11 protein-coding genes and 1 pseudogene are annotated in these 13,333 nt (G+C 53.9%); 7 read left to right on the top strand and 5 right to left on the bottom strand.

Annotated elements, in window-relative coordinates; all coding sequences use genetic code 11:
- Positions 1 to 142 precede the first annotated feature (142 nt).
- The 5 genes and pseudogenes from ACR3EJ_RS21390 to ACR3EJ_RS21370 all read left to right on the top strand — a co-directional run bounded on the left by ACR3EJ_RS21390 (position 143) and on the right by ACR3EJ_RS21370 (position 4,132).
- Positions 143 to 1,144 (top strand): ester cyclase, encoded by a 1,002-nt coding sequence (locus ACR3EJ_RS21390; RefSeq protein ID WP_170546342.1) that lies wholly within the window; start codon positions 143 to 145, stop codon positions 1,142 to 1,144.
- Positions 1,141 to 2,052, top strand: a complete 912-nt coding sequence (locus tag ACR3EJ_RS21385) for an amidohydrolase family protein (RefSeq protein WP_170546345.1) — start codon at positions 1,141 to 1,143, stop codon at positions 2,050 to 2,052. The genes ACR3EJ_RS21390 and ACR3EJ_RS21385 overlap by 4 nt, the downstream gene beginning before the upstream one ends.
- A 142-nt stretch (positions 2,053 to 2,194) precedes the next feature.
- A pseudogene (locus tag ACR3EJ_RS21380) lies at positions 2,195 to 2,401 on the top strand (transposase); the annotation flags it as partial.
- Positions 2,402 to 3,003: 602 nt separating this feature from the next.
- Positions 3,004 to 3,291: a transposase gene (locus tag ACR3EJ_RS21375; protein ID WP_170703282.1), complete on the top strand. Its 288-nt coding sequence runs from the start codon at positions 3,004 to 3,006 to the stop codon at positions 3,289 to 3,291.
- Between the two features lie 52 nt (positions 3,292 to 3,343).
- A complete protein-coding gene (locus ACR3EJ_RS21370) occupies positions 3,344 to 4,132 on the top strand; it encodes an IS3 family transposase (RefSeq protein WP_480423648.1) in 789 nt (262 codons plus the stop codon).
- A gap of 527 nt (positions 4,133 to 4,659) precedes the next feature.
- Here the strand turns inward: ACR3EJ_RS21370 and xylA are convergent.
- The 4 genes from xylA to xylF form a co-directional block, all read right to left on the bottom strand.
- On the bottom strand, positions 4,660 to 5,967 hold the full coding sequence (xylA, locus tag ACR3EJ_RS21365; RefSeq protein WP_170546348.1) for a xylose isomerase: 1,308 nt from the start codon (positions 5,965 to 5,967) through the stop codon (positions 4,660 to 4,662).
- A gap of 9 nt (positions 5,968 to 5,976) precedes the next feature.
- Positions 5,977 to 6,780: an ATP-binding cassette domain-containing protein gene (locus ACR3EJ_RS21360; protein WP_170546351.1), complete on the bottom strand. Its 804-nt coding sequence runs from the start codon at positions 6,778 to 6,780 to the stop codon at positions 5,977 to 5,979.
- A complete protein-coding gene (locus ACR3EJ_RS21355) occupies positions 6,780 to 8,078 on the bottom strand; it encodes a sugar ABC transporter permease (RefSeq protein WP_170332141.1) in 1,299 nt (432 codons plus the stop codon). Before ACR3EJ_RS21355 ends, ACR3EJ_RS21360 begins: the two co-directional genes overlap by 1 nt.
- A gap of 63 nt (positions 8,079 to 8,141) precedes the next feature.
- The gene (gene xylF, locus ACR3EJ_RS21350) at positions 8,142 to 9,161 is read right to left on the bottom strand and encodes a D-xylose ABC transporter substrate-binding protein (protein ID WP_155150139.1); all 1,020 of its coding nucleotides are present in this window, start codon (positions 9,159 to 9,161) and stop codon (positions 8,142 to 8,144) included.
- Between the two features lie 151 nt (positions 9,162 to 9,312).
- On the opposite strand from xylF, the gene ACR3EJ_RS21345 reads away from it, so the two are divergent.
- Both ACR3EJ_RS21345 and ACR3EJ_RS21340 read left to right on the top strand, forming a co-directional pair.
- Positions 9,313 to 10,530: an ROK family transcriptional regulator gene (locus ACR3EJ_RS21345; protein ID WP_170546353.1), complete on the top strand. Its 1,218-nt coding sequence runs from the start codon at positions 9,313 to 9,315 to the stop codon at positions 10,528 to 10,530.
- Positions 10,520 to 12,031, top strand: a complete 1,512-nt coding sequence (locus tag ACR3EJ_RS21340) for a CRTAC1 family protein (protein WP_480423509.1) — start codon at positions 10,520 to 10,522, stop codon at positions 12,029 to 12,031. Before ACR3EJ_RS21345 ends, ACR3EJ_RS21340 begins: the two co-directional genes overlap by 11 nt.
- On the opposite strand, the gene ACR3EJ_RS21335 is transcribed toward ACR3EJ_RS21340, so the two are convergent.
- A complete protein-coding gene (locus ACR3EJ_RS21335) occupies positions 12,032 to 13,333 on the bottom strand; it encodes a cytochrome c peroxidase (RefSeq protein WP_170546358.1) in 1,302 nt (433 codons plus the stop codon). It lies immediately after the preceding gene.

The following is a 13,333-nucleotide window of genomic DNA, read 5'->3' as shown; positions in this document are numbered from 1 at the left end:
CCTCCCTGGTGCGCAAAATTGTGCATACGCATGCAGAAGCATAGACATTCAGCAAAGCTTATGGCAAGTTTTTTTTGCATGCGAATGCAAACTTGTCGGAAGCCGATGTGAACCATCTCATAACTTACTGAAAGTAAACAATATGTATTATGAATCCGAGAAGAAGATTGTCCTCGGCTTCTACGACGCGCTGAGTCGATCCAAGGACCCGGCCATCGCAGAAACACTCTCGAACTATTGCGAGAAAGGGCTTTTATGGCGAGGATTCCATCCCTTCAACGAACTGACCGGAATCGATGATGTAGTCCAAAAATTCTGGCTCCCTCTGTGGTCGAGCCTAACAGGTTTGCAGCGCCGGATGGATGTGTTTATGGCGGGCGCGAATGAGATCGACGGGCATAGCTCGGTCTGGGTTGTGTCGATGGGTCATTTGATGGGTTTGTTCGACAATAACTGGCTGGGCATTCCCCCGACACACAAGATGGTCTTCCTGCGATATTGCGAGTTCAACAAGGTCGAGAACGGCAAAATCACCGAGACCGCGATGTATTTTGACATCCCGCACCTGATGATGCAGGCGGGATTAAAACCCTTCCCTCCTCAGACGGCCGCGCAGCTGGTTCAGCCCGGACCGATGACTCACGATGGGTTGATGTTCGGCCCACAGCCCGCCGCAGAAGGCGAGAAAACCTTAGCGGCCATTAACGCAATGATTTCCGATCTCGGTCGCTGGGACAGCGGTTTGAGCCTTGTGGACGAACTGCGCCGCAGCTGGTGTGAGGATATGATCTGGTGGGGCCCATCGGGCATCGGGGCGACTTACACAATTGAACGCTATGCAAAACAACATGCTGGGCCGTTCCGGTCCTCGTTTGCGGATCGCTCAAAAACCAAACACATTTGCCGCATGGCCGAAGGTCACTATGGTGGTTTCTTTGGGTGGCCGAACTTCACCGCGCGTCCCACGGGAGGTTTCATGGGCATGCCCGCCACCGGCAAGACCGGCGAATTCAGGGTGATCGATATCTACCGGCGTTCCGGGGACAAACTGGCCGAAAACTGGATCTTCATTGACCTCCTCCACTTTTGGAAACAACAAGGTGTCGATATTCTGGCCCGAATGGCAGAGGTGCCGCGAACATGACTCATTGGATCGACGCACATCACCACCTTTGGGACCTCGAGGCAGTACACTACCCTTGGCTGATGGCACGCGGGGTGGAAAGGTTCTTCGGCGACCCAACGCCGATTCAACGGAATTACCTGCTGCGCGAGTTCCGGTCCGAAGCCGCGCCCTGTGGCATCGGCGCATCGATTCATATTCAAGTGGGAGCAGAAAACGGCCTGGACGAAGCCAGATGGGTTCAATCTGTCGCCGATGCCAATCCAGACTGGCCGATGGCACAGGTTGTGTATTGTGATCTGACTTCTACCGAACTATCCGCCCAGCTCGACACGTTTCAGACCCTTCCGACCGTGCGTGGCGTGCGCCAGATCGTTGGCCGCGCACCCGGAGAGGACGCGCAGACAGGCACCAATGCACTACTGGATGATCCACAATTCCTGATCGGTTTAAAAGAAGCCGGAAAATGCAATCTCAGTTTTGATCTGCAACTCGTTCCCGAACTCATGAAAAAGACCGCCCGCGTGCTGGCGCTGGCGCCGGATATTCGTGTTGCACTATGCCACGCCGGATCGCCGCATGACCGCAGCCCCGCGGGCCTGAAGGAATGGGCTCAAAATCTGCGCGCGCTGTCCAATCTGCCTAATGTTTCGTGTAAACTCTCGGGTTTGGGAATGTTCGATCACAACTGGACCTCAGATAGCATTCGACCGATCGTGGATGAATGCCTTGAACAATTTGGGCCTAAGAGGGTCATGTTTGGTTCAAATTTTCCAGTAGATAAACTCTATGGCGACTACGCCTCATTGGCGGAGATTTATCGCGATCTGGTTCCCGCTGAATCGCATTCGGCGGTATTCAGCGAAACTGCTATAAGATTTTATGACCTTGAGGTTCCTAGGAAGGCAGATTCAATTTTGAATCGCTAGTGCAGACTGAGGGTTTAGTTGCAAAAAATTGGACCATTGTCCCGCATCGATAAAGCAAGCCGATGGCTCACCGTAATTCAAGGTCGAATGTCTGGTCATGAGTTCTTTTAACGGCACACAATATCCAAGGTGATGCGTCGCAAAAGGGATATGCGCCTGTATCCCAGGTCAAAAGCAGCGCAGAACCACCGTCAAATACGACAAGCGCCGATACAAACGCCGCAATGAGATCGAGATCATGTTCAGTAGACTCAAGGACGGGCGGCGTGTCGCAACCCGATACGACAGGTGCCCAAAGGTATTCCTCTCAGCCATCGCGCTCACCGAGACCGTCATGTTCTGGCTATGAAACAAGAACGTGTCCTGACCCTAGCGACTTAGCAGGAGCAATATTGACGATGAATGTCCGCTTTCAGCGATAACGTCAATTCAATCTCACGCTCGCAGCGAAGGACCGCTTCCAGCCCGATTCATTCGAATAACAACGCGTTCTGGCGCAATAAGTACCGGCGCGGCTAGCGCCGCCGCACTTGTTTTGGGCCGCGGGATTTGGACAAGCCAAACGCCTCTGGCCGTCAGGGGTAAGACGCTGCCTTCCCCCTCGGGTAACCCTATTAGACAACACCCTGTCCTCGGCTCCGCCCGCAGGCCGCACCACCATTATCGAATAGCATTGCCTCGCCCCCATCCGTGTTCGCCACGTGGCAGATCAGCAAGAACATGCGCCTTCGGCGTCTGATCTGCAAATCAGCCCTGATTTTCCTAAAAGGAAGTCAGGTTCAATGAAATGTCTAGGTGCTGGATGAAAGAAGTGAGGCGAAAATGGCAGGGTTCTGCCGCTGGTGGCAGAACTATGTGTCGCATTATACGAGCACTGTGGAACGTGACTGAAATTTTGTCTTTGCCCCCTAAACTTGGGCCACTACTTTGGCCGAGAAGGGGGAACAAGGGATGGCTCGGAAGCGATACTCGGACGAAGATATTCTGAAGCTGCTGCGTGAGATTGAACTGAAGCTGGCAGATGGCGACGATGTTCGGACAGCCTGTCGTGGTGTCGGTGTCAGCGATGCGACCTACTACAATTGGCGGCGTCGGTTCGGTGGCATGGGCAAGTCGCAACTGTCGGAGTTGCGCAGCCTGGAGAAAGAAAATACCCGGCTGAAGAAGATCGTGGCCGAACTGGAACTGGACAAGCTGATCCTCAAAGAAAGTCTGAACTACCTAAAACCGAGGGCCTGACGACGAGCCAACTTCGTCAGGCCGTCATTCATGCTCGCCAGAAGCTCGGCACATCAGAGCGTCGCACCTGCAAGGTGGTCGGCCTTGCACGCAGCTCCATGCAATACCTACCGTAGAGAAGAACGATGATGCTCTTCGACTGGCCATGATCCGTCTGGCCAAGAGCTATGGCCGGTATGGCTACCGTAAGGTGGCGCAGCTACTTCGGGTCGAGGGCTGGCGTGTCAATCACAAGAAGGTAGAACGGCTGTGGCGGGAGGAAGGTCTGCAACTCCCGCAGCGGCACAAGAAGAAGCGTCGCCTGTACCACAAGGACAGCTCGATCATTCGACTCCGACCGACGCATCCTAACCATGTCTGGAGCGTCGATTTCGTTCACGACAAGCTGAGCAATGGGCGGAGCTACAAGATGCTCACGGTTTTGGATGAATACACCCGCCAGGCGCTCGCAGTGGAAGTTCGGACCCGCATGGGTTCTGAAGATGTGCTGGAGGTTCTCTACGGGCTGTTCCTGCGCCACAGAAAGCCTGATTTCGTTCGAAGCGATAACGGCCCAGAGTTCTCTTCACGGGCAACCCAGAGTTGGCTCGAGAAGGTCGGTGTGAACCCGATCCGGATCTACCCGGGCTCTCCCTGGGAGAACGGATACAACGAGAGGCTCAATGGAACGCTCCGCCGCGAGGTTCTCAATTCCGAATGGTTCACAACGACCAAGCAGGCACAGATCGTGATCAATTGCTGGCTCAGGCAATACAACCACACCCGACCGCATCAGGCCCTCAACATGCGCCCACCAGTCCCCGAAACTCTAGTCCGAGATGGCCCAGAACACGGGGGCTAGACACATGCGGGGTAGACACTCCAAATTTTTCGGTTGCTTCTTTTTGCCCAATCTCCCGCTTTTCCATGTCCGGTACCAAATTCCCTGATCCATGTTTGCCAATCCAATCTACTCGATCAAAATTAGCGGTGTGAACAACTGATCCGACCATGTCGTTTTACAGCGATTACGCAAAAAGACCAAACCGGACGTTTGGCTTTGACAGTTCAAAGGCAGCAAAGTCCGCACTGCGGTCATCACCGGGCAGAGTGTTGAATGGCGCGCTACTGCAACCACCGTGTGGTACGTCACCGATATTCGACTCAATCGACGGCCAAAACCTCATTAAATCGGTCAATCACGTCAATCATTTCTGACCCACACGCCAAGCATTTGTGACCCCAAAAGAATTGCGGCTGTTTGACCAGATCAAGGAAAGGTTATGTCTTTATGGTCGGGTTATGAACAAAACCTCCCTTAGTGTCCTCAGCACCAAGGGCGGCTTGGCGTGACTATTGACAACAGTGTAAAACACCCAAGTTTGGCAGTTAGACAAATCTGTTCACATAATTCTCTAATATTTCCTGGCGTCCAGATTGCGGCTCTGGGTTTATTCCGTCATTTAAAACACGAGCGGAAATTTCATCCAGGCTACTGCTTAACAGGGACTTCGCTTTGGGAGACTTCCAACCGGAATACCGTTGCGAAAGCGCGCTTTCCAAACCCCCATCCGCAATCATAGCAGCCGCTGCCTTCAAACCGCGTGCGCATATGTCCATTCCGCCGATATGAGCCGCCACCAGATCGACAGCGTCAATCGATTGTCGGCGAATTTTGGCGTCGAAATTTGTGCCGCCGGTGGTAAAACCACCAGCTTTCAAGATGTAATAGTAAGCTAGGGCAACTTCCGGTGTGTTGTTCGGGAACTGGTCTGTATCCCATCCAGATTGGTAATCGTTGCGGTTCATATCAATCGAACCCAGCATCCCCTCAGCAGCCGCAACCGCAATTTCATGCTCAAAGCTATGCCCGGCAAGGATCGCGTGGCCCTGCTCGAGATTCAGCTTCACTTCATTCTCCAACCCGTACTTCCGAAGAAAACCGATGCAAGTAGCTGCATCATAGTCGTATTGGTGCTTGGAAGGCTCCTGAGGTTTCGGCTCCACAAGAATAGTGCCTTTGAACCCGATCTTGTGTTTGTACTCTACGACCATGTTCAGAAAACGGCCCATGTGGTCCAATTCAGTTTTCAGGTCCGTGTTCAGAAGGGTTTCGTAGCCCTCACGACCACCCCACAGAACATAGTTTTCACCACCTAGTTTGTGAGTTGCATCCATGCAGGATTTCACTGTCGCTGCAGCGAACGCAAAAACGTCGGGATCAGGATTGGTACTGGCGCCAGACATCCAGCGACGATGACTGAACATATTGGCCGTACCCCAAAGCAGTTTGGTGCCAGAAACTTGCATCTTTTCACCGATATAATCAGTGATTTCTTCCAATGTGCGCAGGTTATCGGCAAAGTTTCCCTGTTCGGGCCGGATATCAGCGTCGTGCCAGCAAAAGAATGGCTGCCCCAAAAGCTCAAACAATTCGAATGCAATATCTGCCTTCTGGCGGGCCCGGCCCATATCGTCCTGAGGATACCATGGGCGTTCGAACGTAGGTCCACCAAAGGGGTCTCCGCCCTCCCAAGCGAATGAATGCCACCAGGCCACAGCAAATCGCAGATGGTCTTCCATGCGCTTTCCCATGACAATCTCGTCCGGATTATAATGGCGGAATGCCAGCGGGTTGTCGCTGTCCGCGCCTTCAAACCTGATCTTTTCGATCCCTTCAAAAAATCCACTTGGCATTTCTGCCCCCTACTGTGCTTTTTGTGCTGGCTGTTTGCCGAGAATGATCATCGACAAAAGATCGTCGTCAGTGACGTCTGCGATATCGACCGTCCCGACCAGTTTCCCGTTCTTCATGACCGAGGCGCGGTCACACAGCTCCATAACGGCATGCACATCGTGGTCGATCAGAAATATCCCGATGCCTTGTGCCTTCAGTTGGTGAATCAGATCCGCCACCATCTGCGTTTCATGTGGCCCAAGTGCCGCTGTCGGCTCGTCCATGATCAGAATACGTGCGTTGAAGTAGACAGCCCGAGCGATCGCCACTGATTGCCTTTGCCCACCCGACAAGGCGGAGACCGGATCATTGAACTTCTGAAAGTTCGGATTGAGCTGCGCCATTATCTTTCGGCATTCGGCCTCCATGGCTGCGTCGTTGACCAACCCGAATGGCGTCGTCATCTCGCGCCCCAGGAAAAGGTTCGAAGTCGCGTCCAAATTGTCGGCCAATGCGAGCGTCTGATAGATCGTTTCGATGTTATTCGCCCGCGCATCACGGGGATTGTCAATCTCGACCGACTTGCCATCGATCAGAATCTCGCCGTGGTCCATCTGATATGCGCCGGACAATACCTTGATCAACGTGGACTTTCCGGCGCCATTGTGGCCAAGCAGACCAACGACTTCACCCGGATAGAGATCGACCGACACATGGTCGACGGCCTTGATCCCACCGAAGGAAATCGAGATGTCGCGCATCTCGACCAATGGCGGCGCGCCTGAACCGCGCCCAGTGCCGGAAAGTCTTTTCTGAGTATCCTGAGCTTGCATCACTTGGCCCCCAGTCGCTTGCGGTAAACGATGTCGATATAGACGGCCAACACGAGGACGCTGCCGACGACGATGTTCTGAAACGGGGCGTCCACGCCAACCATTGCCATGCCCGATTGCAGCGCCTGCATGATCAATGCGCCAAGGATCGCGCCGTATATGGTGCCGATGCCACCAGACAATGCGGTTCCTCCGATCACTGCAGCGGCGATGACGCGCAGCTCATCCAGTGTGCCAATGTCGTTTGAGTGATTTGCAAGGCGTGCCGAGGCGACCACAGCAGAAACGGCGCACAGGAAGCCCATAAGCGCAAAAATCTTCACGGTCAGCAGCCGTGTATTGATGCCAGAAAGCTCTGCCGCATCCGGGTTTCCGCCAGTGGCAAAGATGTACCGACCAAACCGGGTTTTTCGTGCCACAATCGTCAGGGTAACCGCTACGATGATCAGTATGAGGACAGAAATCGGTATGCCGTATCCTACAACCAGCCCTTCTGGCATTGTCTCGCCGCGCGCTTCGAACATACGTTGCAGCCGGCGCGTCGGAATGGCGTAGCTGTTTACGATGTAAACGTACCCAAGGATAGCAATTGCGATTATCCCGGCCAGAGTGGCCTCGGCCCAAACAGGTTTTACCGGGAAACCATGTGACGCTTTTGCGCGGCGACCACTCCACAACGCCCAGATAGCGATCGCAGTAGCGAACAGTCCAAACAGCCAGCTTGTCGTTGTTCCCAAAGTTCCGTTAGTCCCGCCAAACATCAGGAACGTGCTATCCAGAGGGCCAATCGTCTGGCCGCTGGTCAAATACCACGCCACGTTTCTCCAAACCAAAAATCCACCAAGCGTGACAATGAAGGCCGGTATCGTCAGGTAGCCAACCATCCAGCCATGAAACGCACCAATCAGCGTGCCGACAAACAGCCCGACTACAATGGTGATCGCCCAAGTTGCAGGATTGTTCAAACCCATCCCAAGTATTTGCGGCAAAAGCTCGGTTTGCGTCATTGCCATTACGGCTGAGGTTGTTGCCAGCAGCGCTCCTACCGACAAGTCGATGTGGCGAGTGACGATAATGAACACCATTCCGCACGCCATAATGGCCACTGAAACCGTCTGGATGGAGAGGTTGAACAGGTTCCGAGGCGTCAAGAACCGTCCGTCCGTGAAGATGTTGAACCCGATACACAGGATGACAAACGCGCCGATCATTCCCAAAAGTCGCATGTCCAGTTCCAGTTGCTGGAACAGGCTGGGTTTCGCTTTTTCAGGTATCGGCTGAGACGAAGTTTCGGTCATTTCCGATCTTTCATATTCAGCATTTGCCCCAGGCCCGGACTAAGAGGCCCAGGGCTGAGTGGTTTAGTTACAAGGAGCAGGTCCGTTTTCAACGCCTTGGCAAAGATCTTCCAGCGGGATCCATCCGGCATCAACAACCACGGACAAGTTGTCCTTAGTGATTGGAACAGGCGCTAGGAAAACCGAGTTCATCTCGGTTCCACCCGGTGACGTCCAGCTCACTGCACCTTCGACATCAGCAGGGCTTGTCCCACCGCTCAATGCGACAGCAATTTCACCAGCCGCCTTTCCAAGTTCGCGAGCATCCTTCCAAACCGAAACCGTCTGCGTTCCCAGTGCGACACGATTCAATGCCGCGTGGTCGCCGTCCTGACCGGAAACCGGAATGCCTTCCATGCCCTGTGCGGTCAGCGCAGCAACAACACCACCTGCAGTACCGTCATTCGACGCAACGACAGCATCCACGTTGTTCTCGTTCGCGGTCAGGATTTGTTCCATGTTCCGCTGCGCGTTCGCGGGCAACCAACCATCCGTGTAGGCCTCACCAACGATTACGATGTCACCGCTGTCGACGGCTGCTCCGATGATCTCTTGCTGCCCCCCGCGCAGGAAATCTGCGTTCGGATCAGTAGGAGAGCCTTTGATCATCACGTAGTTGCCTTTAGGCATGGCCTCAAAGACAGCTCGAGCCTGCATTCTGCCGACTTCCACGTTGTCGAAGGTCAGATAAAATGCTCGGTCGTCCTCGATCAGACGGTCATAGGCAATCACAGGAATACCTTCGTCTGCCGCGGCCTGAACCGCTGGACCAATGGCCTGTGCGTCCTGCGCTAGGATGATAAGCGCGTCCACGCCCTGGGCGATCAGGCTTTCAATGTCCGAAAGCTGCTTTGCGGAAGACGATTGCGCGTCCGCCGAAATGTACTCAGCACCCCCTGCTTCAAGCGCCGATTTGATGGCCGCTTCGTCTGTTTTCCAACGCTCTTCCTGAAAGTTCGACCAGCTTACGCCGACCACTGGCTCTGCGAATGCGGTCGAAGCCAACAAAGTGGCCACAGCCGAAAAGCTGAGAATTCTCTTCATGATTTCCTCCCATTTGCCGAGCCATCGCATTTCGATTCGCGGCTCTCACAAATTTGAATACCATATTTATTTCAGTCGGTAAAATATTTACTCTACAAGAGGCACTCAATTTCAAATAGATTGGGCCAACAGCAAGATTCGCGAGGACAAGATGCTGAAAAGCAAAGCCTCTCCGGTTTCTTTGGAACAAAGAAATACTACCCGCCTGCGGGTACTGGAGCACATCAGAGCAAAGGGATCCGTTTCGCGGATCGATATTGCATCCGCCTTGCAAACCAGTCCTGCGACTGTCACCGCCGCCACGGCTGATCTCATCTCGGCCGGGCTGGTTAAAGAGACTGAAAGCCAGGCACAGTCAATGTCGGGGAAGAGAGGCAGACCCAGAGTATTGCTGCAACTGGACAGCCAGATGTACCTTGTGGCCGGTCTAAAGGTGGCTCGGCAAGTAATCTCAGTTATCTTGGTCGACTTTGAAGGTAACGAAGTAGCATCTCATAAGTATGCTCTGGATCACGCCAGAATGTCGCCGCAAGAATTTGTATCGGCGATCCGCGAAGCACTTGAAGAAACCTGCAGTCAGATCGACCGTTCCGTCGCACATTTGGCAGGTGTTTCTATCGGGGTGGCCGGACTGGTCGACGCAAACAGGAATTTTGTCCACTGGTCTTCTTCAATTACCGAGAGAAATATTGACTTCAGCCACTTGCTTTCTAATAAACTGCCCTGCCCCGCATTCGTTGACAACGATGCCAATCTTGTCGCCAAGGCCGAACAGCTTTTTGGCTTGGGCAAGGGATTAGAGAACTTCCTCGTCGTTACGATCGAACACGGTGTTGGCCTTGGCATCGTAGTGGACGGCAAACTATACCGTGGAGAACGAGGCTGTGGCGCTGAGTTTGGGCACACCAAAGTTCAGCTTGACGGGGCCCTTTGCCAATGCGGTCAACGCGGGTGTCTTGAAGCCTATGTGGGTGACTATGCCCTGCTCCGTGAGATGACAGTCACCGGTCATACCAACGACATGGACTCCGTTTCCGAAATACATGACCGCGCCAACTCAGGCGACGACAGAGCTTCGTCGGTGCTTGCCCGCGCAGGTCAGATGTTTGGCCTCGGAATTTCCAACCTGATCAACTTGTTTGACCCAGAGTGCATTATCGTCTCGGGGGCACAAATGAGCTTTGAACATTTGTGTTCCAGCGAAGTTATGACCCGCATTCGGAACGGCGTTGTGAATGTCGATGCACCTTTGCCCCAGATCAAAGTTCATCACTGGGGCGACATGATGTGGGCCAAAGGGGCAGCAGCTTATGGAATTGAGCAAGTCTCGATTCTAAAGGTCAAGGAGCTGACGTCGAATGCGCCTTGAGTTTGCGATAATTGCGGCTTTGGCCACAGTTGCGAATGCGGGCGCTGATACTCCTGAATTTATAAAGGTGGATGTGCCAAAACACGTCTATGATGGCGGGTGGGAGCATTTTGTCGGCGGTGGTGTGGCCGTTTTCGATTGCAATGGGGACTCGCTGCCAGAACTCTTTTTGGCTGGCGGTTCCAACCGGTCTCAACTGTTCATCAATTCCTCGAAGGAACAGATATCATTTCAGGCTGAGACCCCTGAAGTTCTTTCTGTGACCGGTGTTACCGGTGCCTACCCTCTCGACGTTGATAGCGACGGCGTAATGGATCTGGCGATTTTGCGTGTTGGCCCAGACCTGCTTCTTCGGGGCCATCCCGACTGCCAATTCAGCCCTTTCACTGAACTCGGGTTTCAGTCCAAGGATCACTGGACCACAGGTTTCTCGGCAACATGGGAAAGCGGGCAAACTTTACCGACCCTGGCGTTTGGCACCTATGTTGATCGGTTTGATCCCGAAGGTCCTTTTGACTCCTGCGGACCAACCCTTCTGTACCGCTCAGAAGGCAACTTGTATCATGAGCCGCTGCATCTTGAGCCCGGCTACTGCTCACTTTCTATTTTGTTTTCGGACTGGGCTCGAACTGGCCGCGCTGATCTTCGCATCAGCAATGACCGTCACTACTATGTTCGCGGCGGTCACGAGCAGTTATGGGCAATGGAGCCTGAGCCTCGGCAATACTCGGAAGACGACGGCTGGCGTCCATTTTCAATCTGGGGAATGGGGATCGCCTCTCGCGACCTTACAGGAGACGGTTTTCCTGAGGTTTATCTGACCTCGATGGGTGACCAGAAACTCCAGATTTTTGACCCAGTGACAAACGGCCCGACCTGGCGCGATGCAACTTACGAAAAGGGTACGACCGCTCATAGACCGCATAACGGTGGAGACGGAAGGCCATCCACCGGGTGGCACGCACAGTTTGGCGACGTCAACAACGACGGCCGGGACGATATATTCGTGGCCAAGGGAAACGTAGAACAAATGCCCGATGCGGCTCTGAACGACCCCAATAACCTACTACTACAGAACCCCGACGGTCAGTTTATTGAAGCTGCAGCAGATGCCGGTGCTGCCTCGATGGCTAAGTCTCGTGGCGCGGCGCTTGCTGACCTGAACAACGATGGGAAGCTGGATCTGGTGGTCGTCAACCGAGGTTCTGAGCTCGAAGTCAGCCAGAACACTTCTCAGGGTGGCAACTGGCTATTGCTGGATGTCACTCAGGATCAAACCAATCACGCAGCAATTGGTGGATTTATTGAAGTCAAAACCTCGCTGGGTGTTCAGACCCGCGAGCTAACAATCGGCGGCGGTCACGCTGGTGGTATCGCTGGGTTTCAGCATTTTGGGCTTGGGAGTGAGGACCAGGTGCAGGTTCGTATGATCTGGCCGGATGGGTCGAAAGGCGAGTGGTTGGACTATCCGCCCAACCAAATCATACGTCTTCACCGCTGATTACTTTTCAACCGGTAACCCGCTTGGAACTTGATCGGGCACACCTAGCCGCTCTGCCGGGTCTTCAAGGCTTGCCAGAAATCTGAGAAGAGCGTCGATTTCCTGATCCGTTAGGTTAACACTCGATAAGCTGTTGCTTTGGGCAATCGCCTCCACGTGCTGATTGTCCGACATTGCCCTTTGATCTTTGGAGCCCTGGAAGTCCGGCAATGCGGCCAACTCGATCGAGTAGTTTTTTAACGACGAAACCGCGTCCAGATGATGCCGCACGATGTCCTCAAGTTCGGCAAAAGCTCCGTTATGTCCGTACGGAGCTGTCAATGTCACGTTGCGCAAAGATGGCGTGCGGAAAGTAAACGCGTCGTCGGGATCACCGGTCACGCGAAGACGCCCGTCGTCCCTGACATGGTTTTCAAATCGCGCCGCCTTTCCCGGGCCGATCTGCGGCATTGCAATCGAATGAAACTCGTGATCGGTCTGGAACCAGCCCGAGTGGCAATTGCTGCATCCGGCCTTTCCATAAAACAAGCCCATCCCAATCTCGGCTTCTTCTGAAAGCGCGGCCTCACCTCGCATCGCGCGATCGAACAGGCTGTTATCCGCGCGCCACTCGAACGCGATAAAGTCCGCGATTACGTTGGCAATTGCCGTGAACGTAATTCCATCATCTGGCGCTAAATCTTCAAACCTCTGCTCGTACTCTGGAATGGCCGCAACACGTTCTGCAATCAGATCCCACGCACCGCCTTTCTGTGTTAGAAATCCGAGACGAACCGCTTTGCTCACGTCATTCTCAGAATAGTGACCCGCCATTTCGTCTGGCGACAAAACCGGGAACATGGCCTGTGCGGCCAGCGCTGAATTGAAACCAGACCGCATATGAGTACCCAACGGGGTTCTGATACCATCAGGTTGCGTTGGGTCTGCCTCTAGTCGCCCATCATGGAAAAACGTCGTGAACTCAGTGGCTCCGAGGTTCCAAAGCCCTGGTGAGTTTCGAGGAATACGTTGTTCCGGGGTATTCCCTGAGTCCAATGTCCGCTCTGGACCCAACCCAATTCCCCCTTCCCCGATACCAAGGGAAACACCGTCGGACGTGCCAAGCCTGGGATGATGACAGGTTGCGCAGCTGATATTCTTGTTGCCAGATAAGATCGGGTCATAGAACAGCAAACGCCCCAGCTCCGCACTTGCAAAGTCGGGTTCGAGGAACTCCGGCAAAGGACCAAGCGATTGGGCACGCGCACCGCCCACAACTGACATTACTGATCCGAAAGCCAAGAATAGCGAAACTGCTTTCAT

The sequence above is a fragment of the Ruegeria sp. AB11 genome, assembly GCF_056536325.1.
This window is presented reverse-complemented; position numbering and strand designations above follow the sequence as displayed.